General features: G+C 44.0%; 17 protein-coding genes. 8 read left to right on the forward strand and 9 right to left on the reverse strand.

Annotation, left to right across the window (positions count from 1 at the left end):
- Window positions 1–80: 80 nt before the first annotated feature.
- The 4 genes from LLF92_04990 to LLF92_05005 all read left to right on the forward strand — a co-directional run bounded on the left by LLF92_04990 (window position 81) and on the right by LLF92_05005 (window position 2,896).
- Entirely contained in the window at window positions 81–434 is a 354-nt protein-coding gene (locus LLF92_04990) for an STAS domain-containing protein (GenBank protein ID MCE5340467.1), read from the forward strand.
- A 23-nt stretch (window positions 435–457) separates the two neighbouring features.
- The gene (locus LLF92_04995) at window positions 458–937 is read left to right on the forward strand and encodes an ATP-binding protein (GenBank protein MCE5340468.1); all 480 of its coding nucleotides are present in this window, start codon (window positions 458–460) and stop codon (window positions 935–937) included.
- 61 nt (window positions 938–998) lie between these two features.
- The gene (locus tag LLF92_05000; GenBank protein ID MCE5340469.1) at window positions 999–1,715 is read left to right on the forward strand and encodes a peptidoglycan recognition protein family protein; all 717 of its coding nucleotides are present in this window, start codon (window positions 999–1,001) and stop codon (window positions 1,713–1,715) included.
- A gap of 140 nt (window positions 1,716–1,855) precedes the next feature.
- Window positions 1,856–2,896, forward strand: a complete 1,041-nt coding sequence (locus tag LLF92_05005) for a metallophosphoesterase (GenBank protein MCE5340470.1) — start codon at window positions 1,856–1,858, stop codon at window positions 2,894–2,896.
- 60 nt (window positions 2,897–2,956) lie between these two features.
- Here LLF92_05005 and LLF92_05010 read toward each other — a convergent pair whose 3' ends face one another.
- The 4 genes from LLF92_05010 to LLF92_05025 form a co-directional block, all read right to left on the reverse strand.
- Window positions 2,957–3,532, reverse strand: coding sequence for a nucleoside deaminase (locus tag LLF92_05010; protein ID MCE5340471.1), 576 nt, complete (start codon window positions 3,530–3,532; stop codon window positions 2,957–2,959).
- 5 nt (window positions 3,533–3,537) lie between these two features.
- Window positions 3,538–4,731: an aminotransferase class I/II-fold pyridoxal phosphate-dependent enzyme gene (locus LLF92_05015; GenBank protein ID MCE5340472.1), complete on the reverse strand. Its 1,194-nt coding sequence runs from the start codon at window positions 4,729–4,731 to the stop codon at window positions 3,538–3,540.
- A 121-nt stretch (window positions 4,732–4,852) separates the two neighbouring features.
- Window positions 4,853–5,959, reverse strand: a complete 1,107-nt coding sequence (locus LLF92_05020) for an LptF/LptG family permease (GenBank protein MCE5340473.1) — start codon at window positions 5,957–5,959, stop codon at window positions 4,853–4,855.
- A 71-nt stretch (window positions 5,960–6,030) separates the two neighbouring features.
- A complete protein-coding gene (locus LLF92_05025; GenBank protein MCE5340474.1) occupies window positions 6,031–7,620 on the reverse strand; it encodes an LptF/LptG family permease in 1,590 nt (529 codons plus the stop codon).
- 165 nt (window positions 7,621–7,785) lie between these two features.
- On the opposite strand from LLF92_05025, the gene LLF92_05030 reads away from it, so the two are divergent.
- Genes LLF92_05030 through LLF92_05040 form a run of 3 tightly spaced genes read left to right on the forward strand, consistent with a single transcriptional unit; the run spans window position 7,786 to window position 10,153 of the window.
- Window positions 7,786–8,622, forward strand: coding sequence for a ChbG/HpnK family deacetylase (locus LLF92_05030; GenBank protein MCE5340475.1), 837 nt, complete (start codon window positions 7,786–7,788; stop codon window positions 8,620–8,622).
- Window position 8,623: 1 nt separating this feature from the next.
- Window positions 8,624–9,595 carry a glycosyltransferase family 2 protein gene (locus tag LLF92_05035; GenBank protein MCE5340476.1) on the forward strand — a complete coding sequence of 324 codons (972 nt, stop codon included), beginning with the start codon at window positions 8,624–8,626 and terminating at the stop codon, window positions 9,593–9,595.
- 3 nt (window positions 9,596–9,598) lie between these two features.
- Window positions 9,599–10,153, forward strand: coding sequence for a hypothetical protein (locus LLF92_05040; protein ID MCE5340477.1), 555 nt, complete (start codon window positions 9,599–9,601; stop codon window positions 10,151–10,153).
- Window positions 10,154–10,159: 6 nt separating this feature from the next.
- Here the strand turns inward: LLF92_05040 and LLF92_05045 are convergent, their stop codons facing one another.
- The 4 genes from LLF92_05045 to ribE are packed head-to-tail and all read right to left on the reverse strand — an operon-like array spanning window position 10,160 to window position 12,750.
- Window positions 10,160–10,876 (reverse strand): 16S rRNA (uracil(1498)-N(3))-methyltransferase, encoded by a 717-nt coding sequence (locus LLF92_05045; GenBank protein ID MCE5340478.1) that lies wholly within the window; start codon window positions 10,874–10,876, stop codon window positions 10,160–10,162.
- A gap of 7 nt (window positions 10,877–10,883) precedes the next feature.
- The gene (locus LLF92_05050) at window positions 10,884–11,816 is read right to left on the reverse strand and encodes an AAA family ATPase (protein ID MCE5340479.1); all 933 of its coding nucleotides are present in this window, start codon (window positions 11,814–11,816) and stop codon (window positions 10,884–10,886) included.
- The gene (gene nusB / locus LLF92_05055) at window positions 11,804–12,244 is read right to left on the reverse strand and encodes a transcription antitermination factor NusB (protein MCE5340480.1); all 441 of its coding nucleotides are present in this window, start codon (window positions 12,242–12,244) and stop codon (window positions 11,804–11,806) included. Before nusB ends, LLF92_05050 begins: the two co-directional genes overlap by 13 nt.
- A 41-nt stretch (window positions 12,245–12,285) precedes the next feature.
- Window positions 12,286–12,750 carry a 6,7-dimethyl-8-ribityllumazine synthase gene (gene ribE, locus LLF92_05060; protein ID MCE5340481.1) on the reverse strand — a complete coding sequence of 155 codons (465 nt, stop codon included), beginning with the start codon at window positions 12,748–12,750 and terminating at the stop codon, window positions 12,286–12,288.
- Between the two features lie 381 nt (window positions 12,751–13,131).
- On the opposite strand from ribE, the gene LLF92_05065 reads away from it, so the two are divergent.
- Window positions 13,132–14,496, forward strand: coding sequence for a tetratricopeptide repeat protein (locus LLF92_05065; GenBank protein MCE5340482.1), 1,365 nt, complete (start codon window positions 13,132–13,134; stop codon window positions 14,494–14,496).
- A 106-nt stretch (window positions 14,497–14,602) separates the two neighbouring features.
- Here the strand turns inward: LLF92_05065 and LLF92_05070 are convergent, their stop codons facing one another.
- Window positions 14,603–15,508 (reverse strand): peptidyl-prolyl cis-trans isomerase, encoded by a 906-nt coding sequence (locus LLF92_05070; GenBank protein MCE5340483.1) that lies wholly within the window; start codon window positions 15,506–15,508, stop codon window positions 14,603–14,605.
- Window positions 15,509–15,589: the final 81 nt, after the last annotated feature.

Raw genomic sequence — 15,589 nt, forward strand, 5'->3', positions numbered from 1 at the left:
AACCGGCTGTCTTTGCTTGACTTTTGAATGTTTTTTGCCTACGATTAGTTAACTGACATTTTTTTGGAGTAACAAGTGTTATGGAAGATGTAAAACCTCGCATAAGTATTTACTACGCACAGGACGCGACTGTTATTACCATCACCGATGAGAAAATCCTCGAAGATGAAGACGTCAAGGCGCTTGAGGAATCAATAATACCGCTGGTCGATGGGCCTGTAACGCTTATAATCGACTTCAGCAATGTTCGCTTCCTTTCCAGTGCAGTGCTCGGTCTTTTAATCCGAGTAAGCAAAAAAGCGACAGAGCAAAAAGGCAAATTGCGACTCTGCGGCATCGGCGCACGCATTTTTGAAATCTTCAAAATAACCAGACTCGATGAAATATTCGATATCTACGAAGACGCGAAAAAAGCGATGAGCAGTCTGAAATAATCGTCCAGCCTCAACGGCTGATAATGACATCTTTTGTTTTTGTCGATAACCATATATCTATGTCATTAAAAACCAGTAGTCATGAAAAAATCGTTCTAAAAGGCATAATGTCAGAGCTTCGCCGGACATGCTCCCAAATCCTCTGCAGTGCCAAACAGCTTGGTTATTCGGACGATGATACTTTCGCTGTTCATCTGTCGCTGGAAGAAGCGGTCGTTAATGCCGTTAAACACGGCAACAGAGCCGATTGCAGTAAGAACGTTACAATAGAGTATGACATTACGCCTGAAAAAATCCGTATTACCGTTACGGACGAGGGCGGGGGCTTTGAACCCGGCGATGTCGCCGACCCAAGAGCCGGCGAAAATATATACAAGACAGGGGGAAGGGGTGTATTACTGATAAAGTCCTATATGGATTCGATTGAATACAACCAAAGCGGCAATTCCATCACTATGACGAAAATAAACGGCAAACTTCCAAAACAAGGGGAAATAAGGTAAAGCGATTTGTGGGTTGTGCCGATGTCAGCTTATAACAATTTTTTTCAGGTGGAGCACTTTAGTGTTTAAAAAAATATTGATATTCATAGTGGCGGCCTATGTGCCGACGATAACGGTAATGTTTGCAGGCTGTGCGGAAGAAGATTCCTATACCCCGCAAATCACCGGTTCTGTTCCTACATTGAGACACGATTATTCAAGTTATAGAAGGTCTTACAGCACATACAAACCTTCAACCACGACAAAAACTTACAGCAGTCCTTACAAGGTGGAAAGCGGCAAGAGCGATAAATCAACAGCGTCTTCGCCCTGGGCACCACCTTCCAATGTAGAGAGAAGCTGGAAAGCAATAGTCATTCATCACTCGGCGACAGACACAGGTAATGTCGCGTCAATAGATGACTATCATCGCAATAACAACGGCTGGGATGGAATTGGATATGATTTCATTATCGGTAACGGCTCGGGCTGCGGCAACGGTGAAGTTGATTCGACTTTCCGCTGGACAGGGCAGAAGACCGGCGCTCACTGCAAAACAGATTCATCCAACTGGGCAAACGAAAAAGCTATCGGAATTTGTCTGATTGGCAACTTCAATAAAACAAGACCGTCAAGCAGTCAAATGTCTTCACTTTTAAAACTCGTGCGATTCCTCGCAAAACGATATGATGTGCCGGCAAGCCGAATTTATGGCCATAATACTACGCCGGGCCATAGCACAAAAACAGAGTGTCCGGGCAAAAACTTCTCGATGAGCTACTTAAAAGCAAATCTGTAATAAAATATTTCTATACGACCTTGTGAAAGGGGCGACTTAAAAAATCGCCCTTTTTTATTATGTCATTTCCAAATATAAAGCATTGACTTGCGTTGTTTTTTGACTTAAAAGGTAACGGTTATTTATTTTTTAAGGGAAAAATGATGAAAGCCAAATCGTTATTTTGCATCTCAATTCTGTTCGCAATCCTGTCAATCAATGTTTCCACATATTCTGCCGCAGAACCAGGCGAAATAAAAATTCAGGCAGTCGATAGTCCCAACGATTTTCACTTTGCAATAATGGGCGACAGGAATGGCGGAGAAGAAAAAAGTGTGTTCGCACAGGTAATAAATAAAGTAAATCTAATGTGTCCGGCCTTTGTTGTCAGCGTCGGCGATAATATTCAGGGTTACAACGAGGACCCCAATAAAATATATAAAATGTGGGATGAATACGATTCGCTTATCAAAAAGCTCAACGTGCCTTTCTTAAAAGTTGCCGGCAATCACGATATAACAAACGATATGGCTGCTGAAATTTATCAGAAACGTTTCGGCCGCGCATACTATTACTCAATTTATAAAAATGTTCTGTTCCTGTTCCTTAATACCGATGACCCGTCTGCGAAAATGGACCCGCAGATTTCAAAAGAACTGAACGAAGAAAAACAGCAGTTAAAAGAAATGGGCAAGACGCAGGGGATTACGCCGCAGGGTCTGATGAAACTGCAGCAGTATAAAGACAAGCATCGCAACTTGAGCGGTGCGAAAATATCAGACGCTCAATTCGATTTCTTTAACAAAGTATTGGCCGACAATAACAATGTCCGCTGGACGTTTGTGGCAATGCACAAGCCTGTGTGGAAGCAGACCCAGCCGCCGGCGAACTGGGTCAAGCTCGAAGGCATCCTGAAGAAAAGACAGCATACTGTTATCGCGGGACACGAGCATATCAACTCGTATTATCGGCGGAACAACTCGGACTACATTGTGATGAGTACTTCAGGTGCAGGCCGGCCGCCAAAATCGCTGCCCGGCGTTTATCATCATATACTGTGGGTAACGATGAGCGGCGAAGAGCCGAGTATCGCAAATTTAATGGCTGACGGCATTTTAGAAAAATCCGATATCAAGCCGTTGACAGACGTTAATAGTATGGATGTTAAAAAAATGATAGAAGAATACGAGGGCGGCAAGTAAAAATCAAAATTGCTGATTCGGCCTAATGGCCGAGGAAATTTAATGAAATAATGTTTGCAGTTATTTTCCTGGATTGTAAATTTTACCGCCGAGTGTGGAATACGTTTTCAGAACTGCGGCGGCCTGGTTGCGCAGGACATCACATTGGACGGCGATGCTTCGCTTTTGAAGCTCCTCAATCCAGTTCTTTAATTTTGGCCCTTCATCGAAACCAATACTTCTGGCGTCATGGTCGCTCGCGCCGCAAATTAGAGAACTAATTCCTGACCATGGTATCGCACCATAACACATAGCGCACGGTTCGGTTGACGCGACGAGTTCATATTTTAATTTTCCGCCGTTGCTTAAATCGAAACGATTTAATATTTTTTGAGCCAGTACCAGTGCGACCATTTCAGCGTGTAAAATCGAACAATTCGCCGATTCAACAAGATTAACGCCGGGGGCGATGAGTGTGCCTTTGTCATCGAAAACGGCAGCGGCAAACGGGCCGCCGGTTTTCTCTTTTATGTTCCGCTCGGATAGTTCAATTACAAGTTTCATTCTGTCTTTCATATTCGGCAGGATGATTTTTTCACCGGCGAAATAATTCATAAGCCAGGACGGAAGCGAAATGTTGAAGTTAGGAATAAACATTTTTATTATTTTGAAACGTATTTTTTTATGTTTCTAAACGCCTGACGGAGACGGTTTTCGTTCTCGACAAGCGCAATTCTTACGTAACCTTCGCCATGTTCACCGAAAGCACGGCCGGGCGACATTACGACATTAGCGTTTTCAAGAAGGTCATTCGCGAAATCAATAGAGCCTTTGCCTTTTAAATGTTCTTCAGCAATTTTTGCCCATACGAACATCGAGGCTCTCGGTTTTTCAACCTGCCAGCCGAGCCGATTCAGGCAATCGCAAACAACATCTCTTCGGAACGCATATTTTTTATTTTGCTCGACGACATCGTTTTCACAGTTTCGCATCGCGATAATTCCGGCGATTTGTGCAGCCTGGAAAATGCCGTAATCGTAATATCCCTTTATCGTTGCCAATGCTTCAATCATTGTCGGATTGCCAACGGCAAAACCCATACGCCAGCCGGCCATATTGAACGCCTTGCTCATCGTAGAAAATTCCACGCCGACGTCTTTTGAGCCCTTGACGGAAAGGAAACTCGGTGCCTTATAACCATCAAAGCAAGTATCGCCGTAAGCGAAATCGTGAATGACGGCGATGTGCAATTTTTTGGCGATGTCCACAACATTTTCGAAATAGCTCAAATCATCGACAGTCATAGCTGTCGGATTGTGCGGGAAATTCAGAATCATCATCTTCGGACGCGGATAAAGTTTTTCACAAACGTCTTTGATGTTTTTCAGAGAATCAGTCGTATTGCCAAGCGGAACGGTAACAACGTTTGCGCCGGCAAGCGCGACGGCGTAAATGTGAATCGGGAATGCAGGGTCGCAGACAATGGCGGTGTCGCCGGGGCCGAGCATCGCAAGGCACAAATGACTGAAGCCTTCCTTGCTGCCGATGCAGGCGAGCACTTCCTTGTTCGGGTCGAGTTCGACGCCGTAATTTTTGGCGTACTTGACCGCGACTTCTTTTCTTAAATTATAAATGCCGCGACTGACAGAGTATCGATGGTTACGCGGGTCCTGTGCGGCTTCGCAAAGTTTATCAACGATAACCTTCGGCGTAGGGTCGGACGGATTGCCCATTCCCAAATCTATAACATCTATCTGCTGCTGTCTCTTTGCCAGCTTGAGCGCGTTAAGTCTGCCGAATAAATAAGGCGGCAGTCTTTTAATTCTTTCTGCCGGTTCAATCTTGAAGTTTGTCATTATATTATTGTCCTAATGCCACAGAGTATTAACTATTACTTTAGCCACAGAACTCACAGAGAACACAGAGATTTATTTTTGTATATATTTTTTCTCTGTGAACTGTGTCTTCTGCGGCTTATTATGTTTTCATCGAATCGAGTTCAATGAATGCTATCGGAACGAAAATAAAGATGGGCAGCCAAGCCCATAATTCAGGCATAACCCTGCCTGCGATGGTAATGTCCGCAGCGAAAACTTTACTTATAAAAGTAAGTATGTAACAAAGCGATGTCAATCCAAAACTTACAAATACCGCGGACTTGAGTCCCTTGGGGTCTCTGCATACCAACAGAGGCAGTGAAATCATAAGCATAATGAAGTTTATTATCGGGTCTGTCAACCGGAAATTTTTCTGCGCGTAAAGTCTTGGCATATCCTTGGGATTCTGTTTGGCAAGCCGCATCAAATCATACGAGCTTAATAAATCCATGTGCGTCGATTGCCGGCGGACTGGAATGTCTTTTGGAACCAAATCGCTGGGGCAGGATTGTATCGGCTGATTAGATTTGTCCGACGGTTTGTCCGATATTGTCAGCAGCATTCCGTTTTTCAGAATCCATTCTTTCGCTTTCTCGTTATAACTCGCCGAATCAGCTTTTATAATTCCCGTAACATCCCAGAGCAGCGTGCCCTTTTCTTTTTGCTTTCGCGTAATAATTGTGGGATTAAGGATTGTTTCTTCGGTGACATTATACTGCGGTGAACAGAATAAATTGCCATGACTGTCGTTAAGGAACCACATATCATAATACAACTCTTTGGTGGATGAGTCGTGCGAACGGACGAGTTTGTCGGCCATTGGAGGAATCAAAAATTCCTCGTCAATAATGTGCAATCCTGTAAAGCACAGAGATAACAGCAGAATAGGAGCGATGACTCGCTTGAGACTTACGCCGGAGGCCATAATCGCGGTAAGCTCGTTGTGCTTTGTCATTTTGCCCAGCGAAAATACCGAGGCCACGACCGTAATCATTCCTGCGAAATCACGAAAATACAAAAAGCTGTTCCTGCCGTAATATACCGCGATATTACCCAAAACCTGCGCAGTTGAAATTTCCGCGTTTTCTGTGAACTCGTCAACGTTGACAAAAAGGTCTATCATTATGCGGAGCCCCATCAGCACACAAAAGGAAATTAAATATCCTGTGAGAAAGTTCTTCGCGACATATTTATCAAGTATCTTCATTAACTAAAATCAAATATCAAAATGTAAAAATCAAAATTAAGGCAAGGCCTGTCGGCCTGACTATTTTATATTTAGCTCTTTAGTAATTTCCTGTAAAGCATAAGGGATATAATTGTCAGCAGCGCCAGGCCTGACCACATAAGTATAATACCCATATCGGCGCCGGCGGTCGAGTGCTGATTTTTTGTAATGTTTTTGCCCATCATAATAAAGATAAGCAGCGCGGCCGCGGGAATCGAACTGATGCCGAAAGCGGTGAGCAAATGGCCGCCGCGGAAACGAATGCCAAGCTCTGTGCCGATGAGAATCAGCGTTATGCAGCCGATGCCGAAGACAAGACGCGAATGAATTTCGGCCTTTATTTCAAGAAAGGTTACACTGGTCTTGCGGTTCATTTCCTTGATTAAGGCATCAAGTTTCGGCGAAGGCTTATCAAGAAATTTATGTTCGTTTGCCGTTGCCATTACATCTTCGCCGAGTTTTGCGGCAATTGCATCCGGCAGAGAAAGGTTTTTTGCAGAATAACGCGGCTTGATAAATTCCACGCCGCGATCAATCCATACGGCATTCGGGAAAATGAGAAGTATTTTTTTGCTGGGTCGCGTTTCAGTTTCGCTGGAAAGCTGAAGCACAATTTTTTCGCCGTGGAAATTCTTTTCCAGCTCGTCGGTGCTTTTGTTGTATTCGTAAAGCTCCGCTTTGCCGAGCAGTTCTATTGTTCCGTTCTTCTGGTTCAATACGCTTTGTTCCGCTTTGAAACGGATAACGACATTGTCGCTGCTCAACTGGTATGTCTGGCCTGCTTCCAGAGCGGAGTTTATTTCATTGTTCAGCAGTTCGATAGTCAACTGCTCATAAGCATTATATGCGCATTCTGCGATTGGCGGATATGTAATCGGCGAAAGCTTAATAGCGTTTATCTGCTCGATTTTTCTGAACTTGACGTCATCTGATAAAAGATTGCCGAATTCTCCGAGTATCGAGACCGCCTTAAAAAAAACTCCACCGAGCGAATCGACCTGATAAGCATTCTTAGCAAATATTTTTACTTCGTTCTTTTTCGGAGTGCTTTCAAAATTAACCGTTGCGGCTTCAGCGGTGATGAGTTTCTTCTCTCTTTTAGGGTTGTCATCAACGATGATTACGCCCAGCAGTGCGGAATTTTTTAAATCGGCTGCGTCAGCGTAAATTCGGAATCTTCCGCCGGGCATACTGTAATACCCCTGACGTTGAATATTTCGGAAAAGAATTTGTTTTATGTCGGCCTTAACCGCGGCTTCAGCACGCTGGACATATGCAGGCACAACGTGAAAACTTAATAACAGATTCGCGATGGAAATTATAATCGCCAGAATAATCGCAGGATAAAAAAGCATTGAAGGACTGATACCGCTTGACCTGCAAGCGTCAAATTCATTGTCGGCTGCGAATCTGCCGTAAACAAGAGTTGTCGCAAACAGGGCGGCAACCGGCAAAACGAACGTCATCGTTACAGGCAAAAAATAACAAAGCAAATCAAAGACTTGCCTTGGGCCGACGCCATATTCCTGAATCGGGCGCAGAATACTGCCCAGACTCATCATTACACCAAGAGCGAGTGATGTAAGAATGAAAATCTTAAATAATTCACGAAAAATATATCTATGAAGGATAAAAACCATATTACTTCCGGTACATTTTCGCCAAACTGGCTACTTTTGCAACAAAAAACATAAATTTCAATTTAGATAAAAACAGACACTTAAAGGATTGATGGCAACCAAAGCCTTTCTTTTTGATTGACCAGCGGTGATTTTGTGCGTAAACTTTCCGCAATGACCAGGAAAATGATTATAAATGCAGATGATTTCGGGCTTTGCGAAGGTGTTAATAAGGCAATCTTCGAGGCTCATAGTTATGGTGTGCTCACAAGTACGACTATTATGGCTGGTATGCCGGGCTTTGATGAGGCGGTCGAAATGTCTAAAATGCTGCCGGGGCTTGGCGTTGGCGTGCATTTGAATGTAGTAGAGGGAACGCCGGTATCGCAGGATGCAAGGGTTAAGATTCTGACAGGCGATGACGGGAAATTTAAATACAGCCCCAGTAAACTGGTGGTGAAAGCGTTTTTCGAAAAAAAGATTCTTGAAGCGATTGAAGTTGAACTGTCCGCGCAAATCGAAAAAGTAATCAAAAGCGGAATCAAACCAACACATTTAGATTCGCACAAACATTTTCACTGCTTTGCGCAGGTGTATAAAATTGTCTGCCGACTGGCGGAAAAATATAACATTATCGCGATTCGCTGGCCGTGGGAGCCTGCGACGGTTTGCAGTCATTATTGGCCGCAGACGACGTCGAAAGACAAGTTTCGCGCGTTTCTGGTTCGCAATATGGCGAATCATTGCCGGAATGTCGATTCAAGATTTATCAAAACGGATATTTTTTTTGGGCTTGCTCATACGGGCAGAATCGATAATAATTTCTGGTCTGAACTTGCGGCAGTAGAATATGCAGGCACAGCGGAAGTAATGACTCATCCGGGTTATCCGGAAGGGCTGGTAAATACGCGGTTAGTTAAAGAGCGTCAGGTTGAGCTGCGATGGCTCTGCGGAGCGACAAGGCAACTGCTGAAAGACGCGAATATTGAACTTGTAAATTTTGGAAATATAGACGGAAAATAAAATGTCTGGAATGAAAATTATATATTCGATTGTAGTGCCGCTGTTCAACGAACAGGCGGTTGTCGAAGAACTTCACGCGCGGCTGACGAAGGTAATGCATCAGACGCGGGAAAGTTACGAGCTTGTGCTTGTCGATGACGGCAGCAGTGACGGTACTCTTGCGAAACTAAAAGAAATCGCGGGCAAAGATGGAAATGTTGTCGTTGTCGAGTTGCGGCGCAATTTTGGGCAAACGCCTGCGCTTGCGGCGGGGTTCGATTTCGCACGCGGCGAGGTCATTATCAGTATGGACGGCGACCTGCAGCATCTGCCGGAAGAGATACCGAATTTTATCGAGCAAATAAACGCAGGCTATGATGTCGTCAGCGGATGGCGCGAGAAAAGAATCGATAATCTTGTGATGCGGAAGATTCCCAGTAAGGCGGCGAACTGGCTGGCGGCGAAAATCAGCGGCGTTAATATTCACGATTTCGGCACAACGTTTAAAGCCTATCGGCGACAGATTGTGCAGGATTTGAAACTCTACGGCGAAATGCACAGATTTATACCTGCTCTGGTTTCATCGAGCGGTGCGAGAATAATTGAAATACCGATTAAAAATGTTGAACGGCCGGCGGGTAAAAGCAACTACGGCATATCACGAACGTTTCGTGTCGCGTTCGACCTGATTACGCTGCGGTTTATCCTCGGATATATAACCAAGCCGCTGCACTTTTTCGGTAAAGGCGCGTTTTATTGTGTTACGACGGCGTTTTTGATTTTTGCTTATGTTCTGTTCGATAAATTTTATTATGGCGTGCCGATAAAAGTTGCGCACGAACCGATAGCGGCGGCGGGAATTATGCTGATGCTGGTCGGTATGATTTTTGTTTCAACAGGATTGCTCGGCGAAATGATAAGCAGAGTTTATTTCGAGGCGACGAGCAGAAAAATTTACGCTGTAAGAGAAGTTTACGGCAAAAAAGGATTATAAAAAATGAAAAAGAAAAACCCGATATTTTTCTGGTTATGGATAGCAGTAATTGTTTTTGCGATTACAGGTTTAGTAAAACATTTTCATATAAAGAATTTCAATGTTATTGACAATGGTATTCTCTATACCAGCGGTCAGCCGCGAGGGATGGATTATACCAGACTTCTGTATAAGTATCATATTGCGACGTTTGTCAATTTGCGGATTGTTGGCGAACACCGTGAAGATAATTGGCATAGCGAAGAAGTGGAATGGATGAAAAGCAACGGGGTGAAATATTTCGAGATGCCTGTTTATAAAAAAATATCCGTTGACGAAATCCCTGATAATGAAGCCTGTCGCGAATTTCTGGATATAATGAGCGACAAGACCAACAGGCCGGTACTTTTACACGACAGCACGGGAAGAAACAGGGTTTCATACTTCGCGGCTGTCTGGATGCTCAAATCCGGAAACTTTAGCCTTGAAGAGACAATAAATAAAGTCGAAAAACTTCAAAAAGAACCGCTGGACGAAAAAGAACTGGCGTTTTTGAAATCAATAGCCAATAGGCAGTAGAGATGTTTATTTGCTTCTTTTGATTGCTAATATAGAAGCGGCGGCAATCGCGGCGGTTTCGATTCGTAAAACCGTATTTGTTAGACTTACCGGTTGAGCGTTAAAACTTTTCAGCATTTTTTCTTCGTCATCCGTCAGGCCGCCTTCAGGGCCGATGAACGCAACGCAATCATTTTCACCCGCATCAAAATTCATAATCGATATCGAGCCTTGCGATAGAGAACCAAAAATAAACTTTGCGTTCGGATAATCCTTTTTCAGTTTTTCAATTGTCTGCGGAAGAATTGCCGGCTCATCAATCGTCGGCAGAAATAATCTGCGGCACTGCTTGGACGATTCTATCGCTATCATATTGAGCCGTTTTGGCTGAATTGTCTGCTTCACCGTTCTATCGTATAAAGTCGGTATAATCGCATCAACGCCTAATTCTGTGCATTTGGCGACAAGTAAATCAAAGCGTTCGCCTTTGGCTATGCTCGGCGCGATGATGATTCTGCGATTGTCTGGTTTTGGAAAAGTCTGTGTGTCTAAAAGAATAACGCCGGCCTGATGTTTTTCGATTTTATTGATAAGAGCTTTGGCAAGTGTGCCTTTGCCGTTAAATAATTCAACGGCGGCACCGTTTTGAAGTCTTAAAACTTTTGTCAGATGATGAAACTGCGAGTCTGTTAAGACAGTGTTTTTGTTTATTTCCGGACAGAAAAATCTAAGCGTTCGACTCATTCTGCACCTATGCGCCAGTTATCTCGTCCGGCTGGAACTGCTGCTGCTGCTGAACAGGCGATGGCGGTATAGGCTGGATTTGTATCGGCGGCTGAATCTGCTGCAACGGTGTCGGCTGGTAACTATGCGGCTGAACTGCCTGCTGTTTGGGCAATGAACCTCTTAACATAAATTCAGCGATTTGCTGATAATCTTTCGAGCCGTTACATTCCGGTTCGTATTCGAAAACCGTTTTGCCATAGCTCGGCGCTTCGGCAAGTTTGATATTTCTCCGCACAAAAACGGGAATGACTTCCGCTTTGCTCCAGGGGCAATCGGTGCCTCTGGCGTTTTCGAAAAATTTGTCGATATCGTTTTTTACTTCTTCAGAGAGCGAGACTCTTTGGTCGAACATACAGAATAAAACGCCGCTGACTTTCAGTTGCGGATTGATTCGTTTGCTGACAAGCGAAACGGTTTGCAGAAGTTTGCCAAGTCCCTGTAATGCGAGGAAATGCGGCTGCAAGGGGATAATGACTTCATCGCAGGCGGCAAGCGCATTGAGCGTTAGCAAACTTAGCGACGGCGGGCAATCGATAATCATAAAATCGAAATTGTGCTGCGATTTTGAAACAGCCTCACGGAAAATAATCTCACGGCCTACGACGCTGATTAATTCGCTTTCCGCGCCGACAAGATTAATATTAGCTCCGAGCAAGAAAAGATTCGGCCTGACTTCGATTAGAGACTGGTCGAAATCCGCTGAATTTGTCAATACTTCATATACGCCCGATTGGACGCTGTCCGGCTCGACGCCAAGATGGATAGTTAAATGTGCCTGCGGGTCGAAATCGGCGACGACGACTTTTGCGCCGCTTTGCGCCAGCGCGGCGGCAACATTGACCACCGATGTGGTTTTGCCTACCCCGCCTTTTTGATTGAGCATTGCTATTTTTCGCATTTGTTTTGTGATTCCGTTTTAATCTTTTTGAAAATCGCGTCCATAACACCATTGACAAATGCAGGTGAGGATTCGGCGCTGTATTTTTTCGCTAATTCTATCGCTTCGTTAATAACCACTTTTTCCGGAATATCCGGGCAATATTTTAACTGGTACGCTCCGAGACGCAGGATGCTTCTGTCAACCTGATTCAGTCTCGAAAGCTCCCATTTGACGGCCGCAACCGAGATAAGGGCATCGCATTCGGCCATCGATTGCCAAACGCCGGTCGACCATTTTTCAGCGAGTTTGCGGACTTCAGGGTCTTCGGCGTTTTCAGCGAAAAATCTGCCGAGTATTCCCATGGCTGATTCGCCCTGTACATCCATTTGGCAGATTGCCTGCATCGCAAGCTCTCTTGCCATCGTTCTTCTATCAGTTGATGCCATATAAGTCCGTTATGCTTAATCTTTATTAAATTTTTACGCTATCATATTTGACAGAGCACGCTAACCATTTCCATCGCACTGGCGGCAGCACTTGCTCCCGCGTTGCCGGATTTAGTGCCGGCCCGTTCAATTGCCTGCTCGATGGTGTCGCAGGTCAGTACGCCGAAGATTGTCGGAATACCGGTTTCGTAATTTATCTGGCCGACGCCGCGGCTTACCTGCTGGCAGACATAATCATAATGGCCTGTCTGGCCGCGAATTACTGCGCCAAGGCAAATTACTGCGTTGTACTTTCCGCCGGCAGCGAGTTTCTTTGCGACTGGTGTTATCTCAATCGCGCCCGGAACCCAGACGACTGTAATCTGTTCGTCCTGTGCGCCGTGTCTTTGAAGCGAATCAATTGCACCGCCCAAAAGTTTGGATGTTATAAACTCGTTGAATCGGCTGACAACTATCGCATACTTTGCTGTGCCGGCAGCAAGCTGGCCTTGTATCTGTTTTATCATATTCAACTCCTTATAATATATAGGGGTTAGGATACAGAATCTATTCCCTAAAGCAAAGCATTATAAGACCTAAATGCTATTTTTTCCAGAAAAAGCACGGTTAGAAGATTTAAAATTTAAGATTTAAGATTTAAAATTTTTATAAGTGTTTATCTTGCAGGTAGTTGTAGTGGTTTTGTTAGTAGTGTTTTTTAGCATTAAAAGGAGCATAATTATATATTAACCATCTTTATTTTTATGCCGATTTCAATCTGGATAATTTATTTTCAGGGATAGATACCCTTAAGGGTAAGAAACTTCCGCGATAAAAACCGTAATGTCCTATGTTAAAGAATGTTACCCGCGGATTATCGGAAATGTTAAATTGAGCCTGGTGTGATTATGAATTTTGACAGCGGATTTGAACAAAACGAAGAAGGCAACTCCTGGGATCAGGCAGAACAAAAGGCAATGCAGGCCTTCGAGCTTTATGAAGACGGCAAGATGAACGAAGCTCTTACCGCTATGGATGAGGCTCTGGATATAAATCCCACTAATGACAGATGGCATTTCAATAAAGCGCTCACGCTCGACGCGATGGAAAGATTCGAGGAAGCAATCGATGAATACAAATCCGCGCTGGCGTTGAATTCCGGCGATATCGAAATTCTTAATTGCCTTGCTGTTGATTTCACGCGAACCGGCCAATACGATATGGCTCTGGACGTTTTTAATCAGATTGAAAAAACAGACCCTGAATTTGAGCCGGGCTACTGCAATCGCATAATCACTTACACCGAGATGGGCAATTATGAAATGGCAGAGCAGATGTTCTATCTCGCCCAGCAGATAAACGATTCCTGTCCGCTTTGTTTTTACAATATCGGCAATTCATTTTTCATTCAGGGGAATTTCAAAAAAGCCGTCTGGTGCTGGCAGAGAACGGTTGCGATTGAGCCGAATCATCCGCAGATAAATTATCATATCGCGCAGGGATTATGGAATCTGGGACAAAAAGAACAGGCGAAAGAATATTTTCTTCTTGAGCTGCGAAAAAGCCCCGGCGATAGAGATGTGATTTTCGATTTTGGTTTGTTTCTTTTAAGCTGCGGCGATACGGCATCGGCAGCGGAAAAATTCCGCAGAATACTTGAGATATATCCGCAGAATGCGCCGGCGTTGTTTTATCTCGGCGAAATAGAATTGAACGCAGGCAGACAAAAAGAAGCGGTGGAATATTATCAGCAGGCTATGAAATACGATACAAATATGGCCGGGCCGAAATTCCGGCTCGCTCAAGTCGCGCACCAAACAGGCGACAAGGAGAAGGCATTTGCACTTTTGTCAGCCGAGCTTGAACTTGACGTTCACAGACCTGAAGTTTTGCACGCTATGGGCGTAATGATGGACGAACTCGGTCAGGGCGATTACGCTACACATTGCTTTTTAAGAGTTTCAGAAATAGAACCTGTAAACGCGAAGAATTATTATAATCTCGGCAAAGTACTGGCTGCTCGCGGAGAAATGGAAGATGCACAGCAATTCCTCGATTACGCACTTGAGCTTGAGCCGACGAATTATAAGCTTGTTAAAGACGTATTGCAGGTTTATTTAAATGTCGGCAAACCGCAAATCGTACTCGATACTATCGAGGCGCTTAGCGTCGGTGAAAATACATCGAAAGAAATGAATCTGCTGAAAGCAAAGGCGTATTTGAAACGGTGGCTTAAAAAATTGGGAAATAAAAAAAGGCTGCCTTGTGGATGAGCCCTTTTGGGGTTCGTTAAAGCAACCTTTTAAATTGCACAACTATATGCTAACGCCGTTAAAAAATTCTGTCAACAGCTAAATGCCATTATTTTTCAGAATTTTTTTATTTTTCATCTGTTTTAGTTTCGCCGAATACGCCGTTCAGTTTGATTTTGTCTTTGGCGTCTTGGCGAAGTTTTTTTATCATATTTTCAACTGCGTTTTTCTTTTCCTGACCTTCAAGAGTCGATTTAATCTGGTCTTTTACCTTGTCGAATTCAATTACTTTCGCGGCTCGTTTGCCTTCGTGACGAATAACTTCATATTTTCCATCCTTATTTTTAATTGGGCCGATGATTTGGCCTTCAGTGCTGGTGCCAAACGCATCTAAAACTTCCTGTCCGTAACGCTGACGAACGGTTTCTTCTCTGAATTTGGCCGCTTTGCCGCCTTTTTTCGCGTCGCTTGCAATTGATAAAGTCTTTGCCAGTTCGTTAATCTCTTCGCCTTTATCAATTCTATCACGAACGGCCTGTGCCTGTTCCTGTGTTTCGGTTGTTATGTGCGAAAAACTCAAATAAGCCGGCTCTTTCAGACGCGGGTCGGTTTCCTTGTTCTCTTCGTAATATTTTTTTATCTTTTCATCGCTGACATTAACATCTTTTTGAACCTGCTCGATATAAGCGGACGCGATTGCTTTTTTGAAAGCGATGTCGGCCATAAGTTTTGTTTTTGCGTCTTTATCGACGGCTTTTTTCACCGCGTCTTCATAAATAATCTGTGTATTGATCCAGAAATCAGCGATGTTTTTAACGGTATCGAAATCGGCCTCTGGAGCGAAGAAGCGAACCTGTTTTAAAGTCAGATTTTGGTCGTTGAAAGTCGCTACGACATAGTTGGCATCCTTTGGAAGCTCTGGTTTTGCAGGCTGATTTGCTTCAGGAGCGGCAGCAGGCACTACGCAAAGGGCAGTTTGGGCTGCTAAAAGAATTGCGGACAACAGAAGTGATACAATTAGCGTTTTTTTCATTTTTTTCCATCCTTTAAAATCAAAAACCTTTAAACTGGACTATTAGACGTCAAAAGGGTATATTAAAACGTTAAATTATAA

Source organism: Planctomycetaceae bacterium (assembly GCA_021371795.1).
Lineage (GTDB): Bacteria > Planctomycetota > Phycisphaerae > Sedimentisphaerales > UBA12454 > UBA12454.

Coding starts and splice junctions, on each gene's coding strand:
- nusB (MCE5340480.1), bottom strand. CDS start 12,244: ATGGCATCAACTGATAGAAGAACGATGGCAAGAGAGCTTGCGATGCAG.
- LLF92_04995 (MCE5340468.1), top strand. CDS start 458: ATGACATCTTTTGTTTTTGTCGATAACCATATATCTATGTCATTAAAA.
- LLF92_05015 (MCE5340472.1), bottom strand. CDS start 4,731: ATGACAAACTTCAAGATTGAACCGGCAGAAAGAATTAAAAGACTGCCG.
- LLF92_05050 (MCE5340479.1), bottom strand. CDS start 11,816: ATGCGAAAAATAGCAATGCTCAATCAAAAAGGCGGGGTAGGCAAAACC.
- LLF92_05070 (MCE5340483.1), bottom strand. CDS start 15,508: ATGAAAAAAACGCTAATTGTATCACTTCTGTTGTCCGCAATTCTTTTA.
- LLF92_04990 (MCE5340467.1), top strand. CDS start 81: ATGGAAGATGTAAAACCTCGCATAAGTATTTACTACGCACAGGACGCG.
- ribE (MCE5340481.1), bottom strand. CDS start 12,750: ATGATAAAACAGATACAAGGCCAGCTTGCTGCCGGCACAGCAAAGTAT.
- LLF92_05045 (MCE5340478.1), bottom strand. CDS start 10,876: ATGAGTCGAACGCTTAGATTTTTCTGTCCGGAAATAAACAAAAACACT.
- LLF92_05010 (MCE5340471.1), bottom strand. CDS start 3,532: ATGTTTATTCCTAACTTCAACATTTCGCTTCCGTCCTGGCTTATGAAT.
- LLF92_05035 (MCE5340476.1), top strand. CDS start 8,624: ATGTCTGGAATGAAAATTATATATTCGATTGTAGTGCCGCTGTTCAAC.
- LLF92_05040 (MCE5340477.1), top strand. CDS start 9,599: ATGAAAAAGAAAAACCCGATATTTTTCTGGTTATGGATAGCAGTAATT.
- LLF92_05020 (MCE5340473.1), bottom strand. CDS start 5,959: ATGAAGATACTTGATAAATATGTCGCGAAGAACTTTCTCACAGGATAT.
- LLF92_05030 (MCE5340475.1), top strand. CDS start 7,786: ATGATTATAAATGCAGATGATTTCGGGCTTTGCGAAGGTGTTAATAAG.
- LLF92_05025 (MCE5340474.1), bottom strand. CDS start 7,620: ATGGTTTTTATCCTTCATAGATATATTTTTCGTGAATTATTTAAGATT.
- LLF92_05065 (MCE5340482.1), top strand. CDS start 13,132: ATGAATTTTGACAGCGGATTTGAACAAAACGAAGAAGGCAACTCCTGG.
- LLF92_05005 (MCE5340470.1), top strand. CDS start 1,856: ATGATGAAAGCCAAATCGTTATTTTGCATCTCAATTCTGTTCGCAATC.